We start from the raw sequence: 19,956 nt of genomic DNA, 5'->3' as shown, positions 1-19,956 counted from the left end.
TGGACTCCCTTATTTAGGGCAAAATAAAAATAATACTACGAGAGTTGTACAACCTGCTGATGTTCGTTTCCCATGGAATGTACTCTACTTGTTTCCTACTTTTGCCGAGGAGTCTTTTGATGTTTCTAAAGGCTATTTTGGAGATAAAATTTTAATTAGTTGGGACTTGAGGGGTAATTTTGAAAAAATTACTAGCGTAAAAATTTACAAAAGAGCCTATAATGAAGCTCAGGATAAACCGTATCAATTCATAGGGAGTGTTGCTCCAAGTGTAACCCAATACGAAGACCGTTATGCCGAAGGAGGTATTTTGTTTCAATACAAAGTAGTGGCTGAAGGGGTAAGTAAAATTGAAAATTTGTATGCTACTTACATAACAGGTTATGGTTATAGAAATCCTACAGCTGTGGTAACCGGAAATGTTAATTACAAAGGCGGTAACCCTGTAAAGGATGTGATTCTTATGGCTAGTTCTGTCGGGACAAGTGTAAACCAAGGAAGTTCGTTGTTTATACCTGCTGTATCAAGTTTAAAGATCGAAAATACCAATTCATCTATTACCAATGCGGTTACGTACCAAGCTTGGGTAAAACCTAAAGTGGCTTACAATGATGATTTGGGAGCTGCTATCAAGTTATTTCAACTCAGGGATGTTAACAACAATGTAATTGAAGGTTCGGTTAAGTTAAAAGCAAGTTCAAAAAAATTAGAAGTAAATATTAAAGGTAGTATTTACGTTTTAGAAAATTATTATCCATCTGGTGCTATTAATAGTAGAGGGGAAGATATAATGGTACCAGTGAGTGATTTTAATACTAATTTCATTCATTTTTCGGTGATTATGAAAGAGGGATCGGTTCCTACTTTACTTGTTAACGGTAGAGAAATAACGATAGCATATAAAGATCTGGTTAGTGCTAAAATGAGTAAAATTGACTCAGGATATCTAGCTCCATATTTTAACGTAACTGTTCCTATAACAACTACTACTTTAAAAATTGGTGGTAATACGGTATTTTGGAACAATATTTATGTAGGTGGTGGAAGAGATGCTTATCATGATGAAGTTAGAGTGTGGAAAGCTGTTTTACAAACGCAGCAAATCCGAACTGATTACTCCCGTTATATAACAGGTAATGATTCGCGATTAATAACTTATTTGAGAGCTAATGAAAAAGTAGGTCAATTTGCTTATGATTTATCACGTGATGGATTTAATTATAATAAAAATCATGGTAAACTAACGAATTCTACTCAGCCAATAACATGGGCGACAACCGCAGGAGACTTTCCAACAAGTACTCAACTTGGTATTTTGGGAGTGACTGATGCAAACGGTAACTATGAGATTACCGCCATACCTTACTCAGGTACCGGAGAATCATTTACGATAACGCCTCTATACGGACAACATAAATTTGAACCTGGACAACAGTTAGTGTTTTTAGGTCAAGGCTCTGAGGTGGTAAATAAAATTAACTTTGTCGATAATTCTTCCTTTAGTTTTAAAGGACAAATTGCCTATGACACAAGAGGAGTATTCCCTTCTTATCAGAAAGTTGATCAATACAAATCATCAACTAATGAAGGAACCTCTTGGATTGCTGGACCCGGAATTTTAGACGAAGGGTACAATTATTACACAAAAGGAAGTGAAAAATTTCCAAAAGGACAATATTGGTTGAACAACAATGGAACGCCTACGGATACTTCAGATGACTATTTAGATCGATATGCTAGTATTAAAACGCAAGGTGCTAATGTGTATATTGACGGAAATATTGTTTTGGATCAAAACAGTATACCTGTCGTTACTGATGATACGGGTTATTTTGACATCAGCGTTCCTATTGGAAATCACTACATTACCGTAAAAAAAGACGGTCACGAGTTTACTTACAACGGACGATTCCCTGCTGGAACAGCGTCAACCAAAGAATTTTTTGAAGATTCAAACGAAGCAGTTGTGTTTGTGGATAATACAAAAGTTACTGTAATAGGTAAGGTGGTTGGTGGATCCATAGAAGCCGCTAAAAAACCTGGTTTCGGAGAAGATGGGCTTAAAACCCTATCAGTAAAGGACGTAAGTGGGAACACAAAAACTATTGATGTTAGTACTCGAAACAATATTGGAGTTGCAGCATTTACTTTAGGATATGCGCCAGCTGGCTCAACGGTAACTCAGTATACAAGAGCTACTTTTAGCACCAATACTACTTCGGGAGAATACCGTGTTTCGCTACTACCGTTGCAATATGAATTGAAGGCAGAAGACTTAACGATTCCTAAAAACACCATTATTGCTTTAATAAAAGCGGGCACCTCAGAAACACTTGATTTCGCTAAAGTAGAAGCAACTACAAAACCTACTTTTACATATACCGACAATTCATTGGAAAAAAAGCTAGAAGGAAAACCCTATCACTACGAGAAAAGTTTTGTTTATAGATCGACTCCTGTGTTACAAGTAATAGAGCAAACATCAGATAAAAAGATTGTAGTAGATGGTACTAGTATAGAAACCACAGATTTTGTGACTCCAGTTTATACACAATTTAAGGAATATCAAATAGTTTAAAACCGTTTTGAACGTTACACCAATAATGACATTGATGGTGCTGCTAGTGTAGAGGTAAAAGTACCCGTTAGTGATGGGGAACTGATTGCAAATAATAATTTAGCTTTGATCGATTCTGGAAAATTAGTTGTAGATCCAAATGATGAAAGCAAATTAACCTATTCTTTCAAGGGAGGAGTGCCGAGTATTGCACCTCCATTTAAAATTACGAGTAGTTTAAAATACCGTATTAACGGAGTAGATTATGATGTTGAGGGTTATAACCCAACAGGAATTATATTAGGAGGGAAGTCTGATGGAAGTCAAACTTTTGTAACCGCCGCTCCAGATATTCCAGAAATTATTTTAAGAGACCCTCCAGGATCTAATAGTTTTGCTTCTATCGAAAAAGGAGAAAGTATTTCTTTTACTACCGAAAATTCATTTGCAAATTCTGAAGGGTTTACAACTGATTTTAAAATCATGGGAGGTGTTAAATTTGCTGCTGGTGGTGGTCTTGTTGGCCCTATAATTGAATCAGAGGGGTTTAATAATATTAACTTAGGTATTGGAGTTAACCATTCGTCATCAGACGGGAAAAGTCTTACTAAAACCTATACGTTTAGTAAAACCATTTCTACGAGTGATGATCCTGATTTTGTGGGTTCCATGGGAGATTTATATATAGGAAATTCTAAAAATCAATTTTATGGTTCTTTTGATGATGTAAAAGCATCTACAACAGTACCTACAAGGACAGTTGGAGGAGTTAAGCAGGACTTAGCTTCTACTGAATATGAAAATTTAGGAACTACAGAAGTCCCTTTATACATCAGTAAACAAAAAGCAGTTTATTTTGTTGACGAGCCTTCTGAAACTTTCTTTGTTTACTCGCAAAAACACATTCTAGAAACTTTAATCCCTGAATATGAGTTGTTTATTACAAACATAGACAATGGTACTTTAATACCAGGAAAAGATGGTGCTTTGAGTAAGGCTCAGTACCTAGAAAGAATTCGACTGTGGAAAAAATTGATTTTGGACAATGAGTTAAATAAATATTTGGCCAAAAACAACCGATTGGATTATAAAGCTAAAGTAACTAATGTACTTAATGAATTTAATACTTCAATTACTAATGAAATTGAAGAGGGAAATGCTGGACCAATAGCGGAAAAGAACCTTAGAGATAAGCTAACGGAATCTAAAAAAACAAGCGATTTATTGAATCAATATTTTCAAAAAAATATTTCTTTTGATGCTGGTGTGGGCGAATATTCTCAAAGCGTAGAAACGAGTATCGTTAATACTACATCCTTAGCATATAATTTAACTATTGATGAAAGTTTTGGATTAGATATCGGTTTTGCTGTCAATTCTACTGGTATTTTAACCTCTACAAAAGGAGTTTTTCAACAAGACATTAACACTTCTCTTACCGAAGAAGCAACCCAAACGACAACCGTTAGTTATACCTTAAAAGATAATGACACAGCCAACTTTTTAAGTGTAGATGTTGTTAATGCTTTTGACGGAAATGGGCCTATATTTATCACGCAAGGAGGTAGAACATCTTGCCCGTATGAAGGTGCAGAAGAGTCAGTATTCTTTACCGACACTAAATTTAAGGACTATATTACTGCGTCATTAGCTTTTGACAAGAGTATCATTGCAAAGCAGAAAGAAATTGACGCAATCAAAGACTATAAAAACACTCCTAAAGTTACAAGAGATTATAACGAGTATCAAAGGTCATTATTAAGAGTTCAGAAACAAAACATTATAACTCAAAAATCAGATCTTGAAAAAGCCTTTTCAAGTAATATTGATTGCTGTATAAATGATGACAAAGCACAGTTAAGTTATGCCACTCAAAAAGTAGAAGTACCTGTTTTAAAAGTTACTGTTGCTGATGTAAGTAATATAACTGAAGGTAGAAATGCAGAGTTTGAACTGATTTTAGAAAACCAAAGTGCAGCCGGTATTGATGCCGACTACAAATTGGTGGTTGATAATACTACCAATCCTGATAATGCAATTATTAACCTCGCGCCAAATGGGACAATTGTTCGTGTGCCTTACGGAAAAACGATAATATACAAGTTGACCCTAGGCAAATCTATTTCTGACACATACGATTATGAGAATATAAAAATTAGATTAGAATCCCTTTGTGATGGCGAAGACGTAAGTTCGGCAGTTTCTATTTCTGCGCACTTCTTACCTGCTTGTTCAATCGTTCTTGTAAATGCACCTTTGGACAACTGGGTGTATAATCGAGAAACTGCCTATAATGCAGACGGAACAACTAAACCATTACAAGTAAAATTGAATGGATACAGTACCAAATTCAAAAGTTTTAAAAAGATCGATTTAGAATATCGATTGGCTACAGCTTCTAATTGGACCCGCCTGCAATCTTATTATGGAACACAAGCGTTTTATGATGCAGCTATATTGGCTGGGGAAACAGGAGTTAAATTGATAGGTTCAGATGTGGTTTTAAATTATGCTTTTGATATCGCTGCTTTAAAATTAATTGATGGAAAATATGAAATCCGTGCCAGAAGTACATGTACTAATAATACTGAATTTATTTCGGACATCACATCAGGTAGAGTCGATTTAAACGCACCCGTGCGATTTGGAACTCCATTGCCAATTAATGGAATTTTAGGAGCTGGGGAAGATTTGAAAGTAAGTTTTAACGAACCAATTTTCTATAATTCGGCAGTTTCTACAATAGAAATAAAAGGACAAACTAATCAACTAGAAATTGATCATAATGTGTCGTTACGATTTGATGGTGCGGGTAATTCTATGGTGATCAATAGTCCACGGATAACAACTGGCGATTTAGCCATTGAGTTCTGGATGAAGAACAGTACTACTGCAACTGAGGCAACTATACTTGCTCAAAATGAAGGAGTGAAAATCAAATTATTAAACGGAAAGATATACTTTGAATTAGCTGGTCTATCTGCTAATGGAAGTATTGTAAACGATGGATTATTTCATCATTATACCTTTACACATAAAAACAGTAATGGTATTCTCCGCATTTATCAAGATGATAAACAAATTGGTGTTGTAACAGGAGCAACCAACGTTCAGTTTTCTAATAATAACGCTTTAACTTTTGGAGGTAACACCTTTATAGGTAACATGCATGACCTACGCATTTGGAGTAAAGACATTAATCTAGATGAGGCTTATGCCAAAATGTATGCAAAATTGATAGGTAACGAAGCCAATTTAGTTGGATACTGGCCTATGGATGAAGGTAGAGGAACACTCGCAAACGACAAAGCAAGGTTCAAACATGCAATTGTCAAAGAAGCTTGGGACATTAAACCTAAAGGGACATCGTATGACTTTGCTAATGGCCAAAATTTGAAATTAGACAAAGTGGGTTCAGTGCAGTTAACCAAAGAAATGGACGCAACTCTGTCGTTTTGGATGAAAACAGCTGTTTCGCAAGAAGCAACTTTATTCTCTAACGGAAGAGGAGACGGAACTGATCTAAAACAGTCTAATGGCTTCAGTAATAAGTGGGCAATTAACTTAAAGGCTACGGGTAAATTGACTCTGGAGGCTGAAGGTAATTCTTATGAATTAGTAAGTCAAAACATGGCCGATAATACATGGCATCATGTGACTTTACTATTTAATAGGCTAGGTTCTTTGCGTACCTATGTAGATGCCGTTCCAGTCTCTGCAAATCCAATGGTCAACATTGCTGGTTTCTCTGGCAACAAAGTTTGGTTAGGAGCTCGAGTAGGAACTGATATAGGCGGTGCAGAAACTGTTGATCGCCCTTATACAGGGAGAATAGATGAATTCCAGTTTTGGAACACTTTACGAAATGTAGAGCAAATAAGTCGTGATAGATTTAATGAAATTAGTACAGAAAGCATTGGATTGATGCTCTATGCTAAAATGAATGAACCTGATCCTAAAACAAGTAATGGGCCTCGTTACTATCATGTAGAGAAAGGACAATCTGGATTTCCAAATGACGCTATTTTAAGTAGCGGCGCTCTTAAATATTCTGATGATGTACCTCCAGTTAAACCAGAGAGAACATTAATCAAGTTTCAAGTGAACAATGTAGTTAATCAAGATCAAATGATTTTAGAGCCTGTAATTACAGACTGGGCATCATTAGAAGGCCAAATTATTGATATTACAGTTGATAAGATGTTTGATAGTGCGAACAATATGCAACAGGCACCTATTACTTGGACAGCTTATGTAAAACGTAACGAAGTAAGTTGGTTTGCAGAGGGATATAATGAAATTGTAGATATTGTTAAGAAATCAGGAGAAGAAAAATCGTTTGAGATCACCTTACTTAATAAAGGAGGTAAGGGTCAACCTTTCGCAATTAGTAACTTACCTAAATGGCTAACTTTAAGTAAAACATCAGGTATAATCTCACCTGCAAGTAAAGTGATTATTACTGCTACAATCGATAAGGAATTAACACCAGGAGAATATCTTGAAAACCTTTATTTAAAGACAGATTTTGGCTATGACGAAAAAATGCAAATCAAACTAAGAGTACTGGGACAAGAACCAAATTGGACCGTAAATCCTAAGGATTATAAGTACAGTATGAATATTGTTGGTAGAATCAAAGTAGACGGAAAATTTTCTGAAGACATCTACGATAGAATTGCTGCATTTTCTAATGGAGTAGTAAGAGGTACTACTAAGTTGGTTTACAATACATCTTATAAAGAATACTATGTGTTTTTAACAGTGTACAGTAATTCTATAAATAATGAAAATATTAACTTTAAAATATGGGATGCTTCAAGAGGTGCTACCCAAGTTGCAACGATGAATGGCCAGTCAGCTATTGTATTTGAGGAAAACGGAGTTTTAGGAAAATTAAGTTTACCTGTTGTTTTTGAAAACTCTTCTGTGGTTGAGCAAAAGATAGCTTTCAACACAGGTTGGACATGGGTTTCAATGAATGTCAATGACCCTAATTTCGCGAATCTTAATGCTTTAACAAGTGGATTAAAGTTAGAAACATCTGATCGTATGTTGACAAATTCACCAGCGCGTTTAGAAACTTATTTTAAGAATGAAGCTACACCATCAAATAGTGGCTGGTCAGGTACTATATCTGCTAATGGTGGTTTAAGTAGTACTAAAATGGTTAAAGTGTATTTAGCTCACGAGCAACCGATGACAATTAAAGGGACGGCAATTGATGCAGTTAATTGGAGTTTTCCTATTCAGGAAAAATGGAACTGGCTTCCATATGCAATAGGATCTAACCAGCAAACGAATGAAGCTTTGGCTTATTTTGAAGCTACTGATGGCGATGTAATTAAATCGCAAAATCTATTTGCAATTTACGATCCAATTATTGGTTGGAGCGGTACGCTAAATTATTTAGAGTCAGGCCAAGGATATATGATTAAATCTAGTAAAGCACAGCTTTTCAAATATCCTAGTTATTTATCCAACACGAATAAAATGGTAACTAACGGTAAAAATCTAGATGGGTCTAATGGAGTCCAAGAAGCAATTAGAGACGAGTTTAAGCAATACCCTGAGAATATGAATGCTGTTGTATTAATGCCTAATGGTTATGACGCACTTTATGCTTATGATGCGAAAGGCTTTTTAAAAGGCGCCACTAGTTTTCAATATGTAAATAATAAGAGATTAAGTTTTATTACTATGTATGGAGATAAAGCTGATGAGCTGGTATTTTATCTTGGTAACGGTAGCATTAACAAGAAAACATCAAAAAAAGTTGTTTTCAAGGGTAATGATGTTTTAGGAACCATTACAAAACCAATTGTTCTAGAAGAAATTGCGGATGACATAAGTATATATCCAAATCCTTTTGACAATGAAATTGCGGTAAGTACAAATGCATTGAATGATCAAAGTATCATTATCCGACTGTACTCTTTAACAGGAACGTTAATTCTTGATGTTAGTAAAAATGTAGTAGCAGGGGATAATGTATTAAAAATTTATCCAAATGTCGTTGCTGGTGTTTATGTACTTCAAGTTACTGTTAACGGTGAAACAATCACACATAAAGTAATGAAAAAATAGCATTAGATCAATTTAGACGCCAAGACACCTACATACGTGTTTTGGTGGTTTAAATCAATTTAAAATTTAAATTATGAAAAATTATATATATAGCATTATTGTGCTGTTTCTGGTAAGCTTTAATAGCTTTAGTCAGGCTCCTTCTTGGACAGTGAAGGAAAATGATTTTCAGTATACGATGACTTTTGTCGGATCCTTAAATGTCGATGGTGTTAGGTTATCTAATAGTACTGATCAGGTAGCTGCCTTTGTAAATGGTGAGTGTCGTGGAATGTCGAATTTGATTTATGTAGCTTCAGAGGATAAATATTACGCTTATTTAACGGTTTTTTCCAACTCGAATAATGAGACGATTACATTTAAAATGTACGATTCAGCTAACAATGTTGTAAAAGATGTATTTAGTACAGCAAAATTTGCGTCCAATGCAAATTTTGGTAACCTTTCTCTTCCTTATGTTTTTTCAAATAATCCATTACAAAAAGACGCTGCACTTTTAGATGTTAATTTTGTTGGTGTTACTCGTAATGATATTAGCATTATTGGAAATAAGATTACAGTGTATCTAAATGCTGGACAAAGTGTAACAGCCTTAAATACGGTCTTCACGAGTAGTCCGGGTTCTTCTGTTTACATTGGAAACGTGCAGAAATTTTCTGGAGCCAATCTTTTGGACTATTCTACCCCTATCACTTTCAAGGTAATTGCAGAAGACCAAAGTACGGTTAGAGATTGGATTGTGGCTGTTCAGATGCCAACTTATCCAGTAACCTTACCAACTGTTTTTACTTTGTCGAAATTAACGATAGATGAAAATCAACCGGTAGGAACAGCTGTTGGTGATTTTAGAGTAATGATAGAAGATAGAATCGTTTCTGATCTTTCTCTCATTCCAGGAGACGGAGGATTTGACAATGCTTCTTTTGAAATTATTGGGAATCAATTAAGGGTTAAGAATATTTTTGATTTTGAAACTAAAAGTTTATATAAAATTCGAGTAAGAGCTGTTAGTAATCGGAAAGAAATTGTTGAAAAAACATTTGAAGTAACTGTAATCGATGATATGTTACCTACGGTTTTCACTTTGTCAAAGTCAACAATTGACGAAAATCTCCCATCAGGAAGTATTGTCGGTAACTTTACAATTAGTAAAGAAGACAGAAATGTGTTTGCTTTATCACTAATCGACGGCGTAGGTGGTGAAGATAATGCTTCATTTACAATAAATGGAAATAAACTACAAGTAAATAGTATTTTCGATTTTGAGACCAAAAACATTTATAAAATTCTTGTTCAGGCAGTTAGTAGCCGTGGAGATATATTAGTACAAGCTTTTACGGTAACCGTATTAGATGATAAATTACCTACAATTTTTACTTTGTCTAAACTCACGTTTGACGAAAATCAATTAGTAGGAACTACAGTAGGGGATTTTACAGTTATAAAGGAAGATAGAAATGTTTTTACGTTGACATTGATAGAGGGTGTAGGCGCAGAAGATAATGCTTCATTTGAAATTATTGGTACCAGTTTGAAAGCAAAGGCTGTATTCGATTTCGAAGCTAAAAATATTTATAAAATTCGTGCGCAAGCAGTAAGTAGTCGTGGAGATGTTCTCGAACAATCATTTACTGTCACAATATTAGATGATAAATTACCTACGATTTTCACATTGTCTAAAGCTAATATTGACGAAAACCAAGCAATTGGAACAGTGGTTGGTGACATCACTGTAATTAAGGAAAATAGAACTGTTTTTTCACTAACACTTGTCGATGGTTTAGGTGGTGACGATAATGCTTCTTTTGAAGTTACGGGTAAAGATCTGAAGTCAAAGGAGATGTTCGACTTTGAAACAAAAAACAGTTATAAGATTCGAGTAAAAGCTGAGAATTCTCTAGGTGAAGTACTATTTTCTACCTATATCATTTCTGTAAACGATATTAATGATACTCCAGTTTTAATAACAATTAACAATGCTAGTATAAATGAAAATTTGCCTGTTGGAACAGTTGTAGGGACTTTAACAACTAAGGATCAAGACAAAGATACGAGTATATATAGTTTTGCAATTAGTGGGACTGATTATTTAAATTTTGATATCAAAGGAAATCAGTTGGTTTTAAAGAAAAGTCTAGATTTTGAAGCACAAAATATTTTTCATTTTGATCTAATTAGCAACGATCAAAGAGGTGGTGAAGTAACAGAGAAGATGACAATATTTGTATTTGATGTCAATGAGAATCCTATAATTACTAAAAAAAGTGGCTTTAACACCGTCGATTTTGTGTTTTCAAATTTATCTAATACTATTAGCATAATTGGAAAAGTTGATGCAACCGATGTCGATGCTAACTCCGTTCTTACTTTTGAAATGGTTCTTGGTCAACAAGTACCATTTTCGATTAGTAAAGATGGAACTGTAAGTTTCGATGGAACGATTGATCCAAATAATAAAACAACTTATAGTTTTGCCGTTAAGGTAACGGATAATGGGGTACCTAAACTTTCAGATACTGTAATCGTTAATGTTACAATAGAATTTAATATTGTTGATAAGTTGATGTTTAATAATTTGGTCTCACCAAACGGTGATGGACATAATGATCGATTACTAATCAATAACCTGCAATTATTCAATAACTATGTTTTGTCTATTTACAGTTCTAAAGGTCAGGTAGTTTACACTACTAATTTATATAAGAATGACTGGGTTGGTGATGGCTTAGCTGAAGGGGAATACTATATCTATTTTACCGGAAGAGATCAAAACAGTAAAGAACATGTTTACAGAGAAATGGTCAGATTAGTATATAATTAAATTTGATTTAATTATATACAGATCATTCAAACTTTATGAGCATCAATAATAAAAAACAAATGAAATATATAAAAATAAAATTAGTGTACAGTTTAGCTCTTATTCTGTTCATTGTATCTGTAGGACATGCACAGTTTCAACTAAACAATCGCCTGATTCAACAAAATAAGTTGGGAGTTAATGTTGCATATGCTGGTGAGTTTGATAAAACTCGTATATCACTTGTTGCAGGAGTAACTCCAAACAAAGTTGTAGATGCTAATTCATTAAAGTGGCAGCAAGTAACGTTAGACTTGCCATTAGCAAATAAATTAGCAACGGCTACTGTTTTCACTAAGATAGCTGCAGGTAGTTTTTCCCAAATGCAAATTAAACAAGCGTTTTCTTATAAGGTAGATCTTGCTAAAGATCAAAGTTTAGCCGTAGGATTTGGAGTGAGTTTTAATCAACAAAATATTGACTTTAAAGGTAATTTCACTCCTAATAGTTTTGTTGATTTAAATGACCCTTATTTGGGTCGTGAGCAGATGTATGAAAACAAATTAGGACTCGAGATAGGTATGGTGTATAAATATAGAAGTTTTCAATTTGCAGTAGCTCTTCCTTCTTTAGGTAGAGATAAGCCATATACAAACGAAATTACTGCTTATACGGAGTATAAATTTAAACTTAACAAGAATCTTGATCTAACGCCTTCTATTTTATACCTGCAAACTCAATCCAATCGCTATGAAATAACAAACAATTTGAATTTAAGTTATGAAGGCAAAGGGTGGTTGCAAGTTGGTTATGTAGATTATGGTCAGGTTATTTTAGGCTTTGGATTAAATATTAAGGGTCTTGGAATTGGCTATAATTTTGGCTACGCCAATAAAGATCAAACTAGTGCAATCTTTGGCAATAGTCATCAATTTGGTCTGTTTTTTAACTTGTAGCAAGTCGGTTTTAGATTTTTTACGGTTCTATACAGCTTAAACAATTTCAAAATAAAAGAATACATATACCTTCTATGAATTTATCTGTAGATTAATCTTTTTATCATTTAAGAGAAGTTCTAAGGAGAAATGTGTGTAATTCATAAAGTTGTCTTGTTCAAACAGGTTTTTTTTTAAGTTCAGAACTGAAGTTACATACTATTTAGATTTTGGTTTAATTATAGTATCGCAGATTATCATTTTTAAAGTAATTATTTTCCAGAATTACAAGTGAAATATATTTGGCTTTGTAAATTGTACTTCAAAATTTTAAAGTTAGCTCAAAAATGTCATTGTAATTTGAAGTATTGGTATACAGGAGTAGAAGACGAAATGCTACTACTCCTTTCTTTTAAAAAAGGTTTTTTAATTGTAAGTCTCAATATAAATGATTGGCTAAAATTAATCAATCTTACTAAGCTATTATTTTACTTGATTTTGATTGTTCCAAGTAACGATCTAGCGTGAAAGTTATTGTTTTTTTTAGTTGTAATTTAACATTTAAATAGTCTATAGTAAGCATAGTTACTGCTTAAAGCAAAAGCAGCTTTCCTTTCAAGTCCTTTTAGTTGGATGTTGCAAGGTAGTTTACATTATCGAGCCGAGATAGTTTATGATAATAGCTATTGCCTCTTTCGATAAATGTAGATTGTTTAATGCAAAAAAAAGGCCTCACAATCGTGAGACCTTATAATTAATCTAAACAGTATTAGTTTTTAATAAATTTCTTTGATGAAGTTTTTTGACCATCATTTACTTCGATGATGTATACGCCAGTTCCTAATTTACTAACGTTTATTCCGTTTTCAGTAAGTTTACCAGCATCAACTTGTTGACCAAGGAAATTAATTAACCTATAGGTTCCTTCTCTATTATCCACCATTCTAACATTTAGTATGTTGTCTGTTGGATTTGGATACATTACGATGTCTGAAATAGAGCTTTCATTTCCGATAGCAATAGTAGCTTTAGTCGAAGCAAATTCTGTTATTGCTGATGCGCCAATGTTTACCGTGTAATCTTCAACTTCTCCGTAAGAGAACGTTTCACAAGCAGTTTGAGCTGCATTGTACTTCATAGAAATCCTCATACGTGTTAAACCTGATAATGCAGTAGTAGGCACAGTAAAGGTGCTTGAAAGTGTTGCACTACTGGACGAAGATCCGGATACCATTTCTTCATTCGCTTCAAAAATTCCATTTTTATTATAGTCAATCCATATTTTCCAATATTCAGTGTAGGCCGTTGAACGGAAACCTGCACTAAATAGGATTGTATTTGAACCATAAGGAAGGTTACCTACAAGATTAGTAAAATTACCATATCCTGCATTTGCACCAGTTGTATTTGAGATACCACCTATTGAAACATAGTCGATGTATTCATCAGCTACTGAGTTTCCTTTAGATGCGCAATAGCTTACTGTGTTACTCAAAGTTGTTACGTTTACAGTTGAACTGCTAGCGGATATATTACCAGCGGCATCTTTTGCTTTGACTGAAAATGTGTACGCTGTACTTGGGTTTAATCCAGTAACGGCATAAGAAGTGGTAGTTACTGTAGCTTTTAAACTTGAACCTTGATAAACCTCGTACCCTGTCACGCCAACATTGTCTGAAGAGGCATTCCAAGATAAATTGGTAGTGGTTGTAGTTGTACCTGAAGCGGTTAAACTTGATGGTACCGTTGGAGCCGTTGTATCTGCAGTTGCGGCAGTAATATTTACAGTGTAATCTTCTACTTCTCCATAAGAAAATGTCTCACAAGCCGTAGGTATTGCATTGTATTTCATAGAAACTCTCATTTGTGTAGGTCCATTTGCCGCAGAAGTAGGTACTGTAAATGAGCCTGAAACAGGGGTTGTTTGCGATGCAGTTTTACTATAAACTAATTCTCCAGCATCACCAAAAACACCGTTTTGATTGTAATCAATCCAAACTGCATAGCCTTCATTATACTTGGTACCGGTCCAAGTAGGTGTAATGGTAATGGTGCTCGATGCACCTTTTGTTAAGTTGGTTGAAAGCGATGTGAAATCACTGTATCCATTTCCGCCTGTACTACTATTATTAATGGTGCCTAATTGTACTTTGCTAATGTATTCATCTGCAACACTATTTCCTTTTGAAGCACAATATGAAATGGTAGCTGCCGTAGTCGTAGTTGTGGCTGAATTACTTGAAGCCGAAAGATTGCCTGCCGCATCCTTAGCTTTTACAGTAAAAGTGTATGTGGTAGAAGCACTTAGGCCAGTTACGGTATAGTTAGTTCCTGTACTGGTTCCTAATAGTGTTAAACCATTATAGATATTATAGCCTGTTACGCCAATATTATCGGTAGAAGCATTCCATGATAAATTAGTCGATGAGTCGGTTGTTCCTGCGGCTGCTAATGCAGTCGGTGTAGAAGGAGCAACAGCATCTGCAGTTACATATGCAGAACCAACTCCAACAGCATAAAAGGCATTGGTAGTAGCGACCACCTCAGGGGAACCCTCTCCATATAATTCTACTGCAGATTGAATTCCGTAGGTTCTTGCATTGGCAAAGGTTGAATTTGCGGATAAGTAAACACTCTCTAATCGATACGCAATTCTAGCCGCTTTATCAATTGAGATTCCAGTTACATTGTAGGAACTTCCAATGTCATTTGTCCCTGATTTACCAATGCTTAAGATATAAAACCAGTGGTTTAATACACCACTATTTGTATGAACCCCACAGTAGTCATTAGCCTGAGTAGGCGTACCACAATTAATAGTTTTCCAGTAAGTACCACCGTAGGTGTCAGGTTGACCTTCTGATTTAGGATCGCTCATTGATCGTAAGGCGGCACTACCGGCTCTTCTTTCAATATCTTCACCAATTAACCATGTAGATTTTCCAGGTGCTGCAAAATATTCTACGCAGGCTCCCCATATATCTGAAAAACCCTCATTCATCGCCCCTGATTCTCTTTGGTAAGCTAAATTTGCTGTTTTTTCACATAGTGCATGACCAATTTCGTGTGCGGCAACATCTAATGATGTTAAGGCATCAAAATAGGTACCGCTTCCATCTCCGTAAGTCATAACGCTACCATTCCAGTACGCATTGTCGTATGCATTATCATAATGCACGTAACTTTTTATTGCTGTACCTAAATTGTCATAACTGTTTCTTCCGTGAACGTTAGATAAGTAATCATATGTTTTCTCTGCTCCCCAGTGGGCGTCCAAGGCAGCATTGTCTTTGTTGGTATTATTGTATTCTGCAGCAGTCCAGTTATTGTCGGAGTCTGTGAAGTTTACTGCTGCATTATAATTAGTTCCTTTCTTCATGTTAAAGGTTTGTATCCCATTTCCACGAGTGGCGTCGGATAAAATGTAAGACGAACCACTAAGTCTAGTTTCAATAGTCTGCGTTCCGCTGTATCTAGTTGCTGCATTTGCTGCAACCATAAAAGAACTATTGGTTATTTTGTTTTTTGCAGTAGCATCAATCGTTGTACTTTTTTTAGCATGGCTATATTCGCCAAGGTGCTTGATTGTTGCGTTATAGTACAATACCTTTCCCGTATTTGCATCAATATATAGGTCACCACGGCTTACTGGATTGGTAGCATAAATATCAAATTTGTAAGCTAAGTGTATTTTTTGATTCGTTGTTTTTTCTCCTTGATCGATCATTTCTGGAAGATAAACTAATTCACCTTCGGGTTTTTCATATCCAATTTTAGCGGCATTTGATGGATTTTCCCATAAGTATTGTGTAGCCCCAATTTGTTGTACGGCTTTATTGAATGCTATTTCTTTAGATAGTGTTGGGGTGGTAGCAGCCTCTTTAATCTCGTAGTATTCGCCACTCATCGAAGTTAATTTTCCGTTTTTTGAATGGAGAGAGTATGTGGCATACTCTACTTTAATACCTTGGTGGTACAATTGAAATTTTTCATGGTTGAATCCTGACTTGTCTGATTCTGACTTTAGTTTTGAAAATTTAGAGCTTGGTTTTAGCTTAAGTTGATCTTGTAAAACTTTTTGAGAGTCAGTTGCTTTGTACGTAGATTGTTTGTTAAAGAGTATTAATGATGGTTCGCCATGTTCATCAACAATTCTATTCTTTACGTTTTTTTCTGAATCTTGGGCCTGGCCTTCAATGGAAAATAATGACACGCTAACAATAAGTGCAATTTTGCTAAGTAGTTTTTTTTGCATTCTTTGTGGTTTTAAATGTTAATTAAATATTAATATTCGCTTGTTTCCAAATATAGCTTATTATTTCACAAATATTACGTAATTATCATAAAATATAAATTTAAATTGAATTATATGCTACTTTTTACATTTTAAACACTATTTTTTTGCGTTAAATATGTGTTTTTTATTTTTTATTAATTGTTGTAAAAAAAGGCCGTAAAGCACTAATTGTTAAAATTTTATGTTAAATAATTGGATTGTGTTTAAAGCCGTGAAAAAGCATCAAGAGTGACTAACTGTTGAACTACTTTCAAAAATGAATTTTTTTTACTTTTTTCCACGCATTAAATTGGATTTCCTGATCAATTGTAAGATTCCATTGTCAGGTTGTTTTAAAAAAAAAGGGGTGAACAGCTGCCAAAATGTACGGCCTTTAGAATTTACATAATAAAATTGATTGACTGTTTGAGGAAAAAGCAAGTTAACGCATCATTATTTTTGTTTTAAATAGCTTTTGTAGAAGAGATAAAGTACTATTCACATGTAGTACCTTGGGTCAAGAATAATTAAATGTATTTTACTTTTGTATTTGAAAACATGCGAAGGTCGTGGTAAGCATTAAAAGTTGCTTAAAGCAAAAGTACCTTTCTTTTGAAGCGCTTTTAGTTGGGATGTAGCACTCTAGTTTACAATATGTTTTTTAAGAGGCTCGGTGATGTAGTTTACAATATCGAGCTGAGGTAGATTGTGGTAGTAGTAATTGTTTCTATTGATAAATGTAGAGTGTTTAATGCAAAAAAAAGCCTCACATATCGTGAGGCCTTTCTATTTATCTATGCAGTATTAGTTTTTAACAAATTTCTTTGATGAGGTTTTTTGTCCATCATTTACTTCTACGATGTAAACTCCGGTACCTAATTTACTAACGTTTATTCCGTTTTCAGTAAGTTTACCTGCGTCAACTTGTTGACCAAGGAAGTTAATTAACCTGTAGGTTCCTTCTCTGTTATCTATCATTCTAACATGTAATATGTTATCAGTTGGATTTGGGTACATCACGATATCTGAAATTGAAGCCTCATCACCTAGCGCACTACCTGGTTTAAGTGCTGCAAATCCAGCAATTGGTGCCGTTCCAATATTAACCGTATAGTCTTCTACTTCTCCGTAAGCGAAAGTTTCACAAGCCGTTTGAGCTGCATTGTATTTCATAGAAACTCTCATACGAGTTAGACCTGAAAGTGCAGTAGTAGGTACTGTGAAGGTACTTGATAGGTTAGCACTACTAGAAGATGATCCAGATACTACTTGTTCATTAGTTTCAAAAACACCGTTTTTATTGTAGTCAATCCAAACTTTCCAAAACTCAGTATAAGCCGTTCCTGTAAATCCAGCGCTAAACAAGATAGTGTTAGAACCATAAGGTACATTAGCAATTAAATTAGTGAAATTCCCATAACCAGCATTTGCTCCTGATGTATTCGATACGCCACCTATACTTACATAATCAATGAATTCTGAGGAAACGTTATTTCCTTTTGAAGTACAATAAGTAACTGTATTTCCAGTAGTAGTTACATTTACCGTGTTACTTGAAGCAGATAGATTTCCAGCAGCATCTTTTGCTTTTACAGAGAATGTGTAAGCCGTTGCAGCTGTTAATCCAGTTACTGCGAAAGTTGTTCCCGTAGCAGTACCTTTTAAAGTAGTTCCTTGGTACACATTATAACCAGTAACGCCTACGTTATCTGTTGAAGCAGTCCATGCTAAGTTAGTTGTTGTAGATGTTGTTCCAGATGCAGCCAAAGAAGTTGGTGTAGTTGGCGCAGTTGTGTCAGCAGTTCCTGCGTAAGCAGCTCCAATACCAACAGCATAAAATGCATTCGTAGTCGCTATTACTTCAGCTGAACCCGCTCCGTACAAGTCAATTGCTGATTGAATACCATATGTTCTTGCATTAGCATAAGTAGAACTTGCTGATAGATAAACGCTTTCTAAACGATACGCTATTCTTTCTGCTTTGGCAATTGAAATTCCTGTAACATTATAAACGCTTCCTATGTCGTTTGTTCCTGATTTACCTACAGATAAAATGTAAAACCAGTGATTTAAAACCCCACTGTTTGTGTGCACTCCTCCTGAGTCTGCCGTTCCACTATACCAGTACGTTCCTTTATAAGTATCTGGTTGCCCTTCGGCATTAGGATCACTCATAGAACGTAAAGAGGCATGACCTGCTCTTTTTTCAATGTCTTCTCCAATTAACCAAGTTGCTTTAGTAGGTGCTGCAGCAAATTCAATACAAGCTCCCCATATGTCTGAGAATCCCTCGTTCATTGCCCCTGACTCATTTAAGTAGGTCAAATTCGCAGTATTACTACAAACGGCATGTCCTATTTCGTGTCCTGCAACGTCTAATGCAGTTAGTACATCAAATCCTCCAGTACCACTTCCGTCGCCGTAAGTCATTACTGAACCATTCCAGAAAGCATTATTGTTATCAGGGTATCCAGCTGCTATTAGGTTGTAGTGTACATAACTTTTGATTTTTGCTCCTGCATTATCGTAGCTATTTCTACCATGTATAGCCGTCCAATAATCATATGTTTTTTCTGCTCCCCAGTGCGCGTCTAAGGCACCATTGTCTTTATTGGTATTGTTAAATTCAGCTGCAGTCCAGTTGTTATCTGCATCCGTAAAATTTGTTGTTGGATAAGTAGCTGTTCGTGCTGAATTATAAGTTTGGATTCCTGTACCACGAGTAACATCCGATAATATGTAGGAAGAGCCACTTAAAACAGTTTGAATCGATTGTGTGCCACTGTAGCGTGTTGCAGCATTTGCAGCAACTACTACTGGAGCTAAAGCTTCATTTTTATTCTCAACAGTTGTTTTAGCATGTCCTCCATGGCTGTATTCACCAAGGTGCTTGATGGTAGCATTGTAAAGCAGCACCTCGCCAGTAATTGCATCAACATATACATCACCACGACTTAAAGGGTACGAAGCGTAAATGTCAAATTTATATGCTAAGTGTAATTTATTATCTTTTTGTTTTGAAGTTTCGCCTTGTACTGTAGGAAGTAAAACTAATTCACCCGTAGGTTTTTCATAGTTCATTTCTTTAGCATCTTGTGGTGCGTCCCAAAGGTATTTTTTAGCACCTATTGACTGTAATGCAGCTTTAAACGCTTGCTCTTTAGTTAATGCTGGTGTTGTTTTCGTGTCTTCCAATGAATAGAAATCACCAGTCATCGATTCTAGTTTACCTTCTTTAGAGTGCAGTGTGTAAGTATAAAATTCTACTTTTAGCCCTTCGTGATATAATTGGAATTTATCA

Annotated in this window: 5 protein-coding genes and 1 pseudogene; 4 read left to right on the top strand and 2 right to left on the bottom strand. The window is 35.1% G+C overall.

Going from position 1 to position 19,956, the window contains the following annotated elements:
* The 4 genes and pseudogenes from P8M54_RS06565 to P8M54_RS06550 form a co-directional block, all read left to right on the top strand.
* A pseudogene (locus P8M54_RS06565) lies at positions 1-2,578 on the top strand (laminin G); the annotation flags it as partial.
* Between the two features lie 105 nt (positions 2,579-2,683).
* A complete protein-coding gene (locus P8M54_RS06560) occupies positions 2,684-8,644 on the top strand; it encodes a LamG-like jellyroll fold domain-containing protein (protein ID WP_300286459.1) in 5,961 nt (1,986 codons plus the stop codon).
* Between the two features lie 73 nt (positions 8,645-8,717).
* Positions 8,718-11,465, top strand: coding sequence for a cadherin domain-containing protein (locus tag P8M54_RS06555; RefSeq protein ID WP_300286457.1), 2,748 nt, complete (start codon positions 8,718-8,720; stop codon positions 11,463-11,465).
* A gap of 35 nt (positions 11,466-11,500) precedes the next feature.
* Positions 11,501-12,400 (top strand): type IX secretion system membrane protein PorP/SprF, encoded by a 900-nt coding sequence (locus P8M54_RS06550; protein WP_300286455.1) that lies wholly within the window; start codon positions 11,501-11,503, stop codon positions 12,398-12,400.
* Positions 12,401-13,148: 748 nt separating this feature from the next.
* On the opposite strand, the gene P8M54_RS06545 is transcribed toward P8M54_RS06550, so the two are convergent.
* Positions 13,149-16,634 (bottom strand): M4 family metallopeptidase, encoded by a 3,486-nt coding sequence (locus tag P8M54_RS06545; RefSeq protein WP_300286453.1) that lies wholly within the window; start codon positions 16,632-16,634, stop codon positions 13,149-13,151.
* An 825-nt stretch (positions 16,635-17,459) separates the two neighbouring features.
* Positions 17,460-19,956: M4 family metallopeptidase (locus P8M54_RS06540; protein WP_300286450.1), on the bottom strand; the 2,497-nt coding region annotated here is incomplete at its 5' end.

This window comes from Flavobacterium sp. (genome assembly GCF_029242675.1).
Lineage (GTDB): Bacteria > Bacteroidota > Bacteroidia > Flavobacteriales > Flavobacteriaceae > Flavobacterium.
The sequence above is the reverse complement of the archived record's forward strand: the minus strand, read 5'-3'. Positions and strand labels throughout refer to the sequence as shown.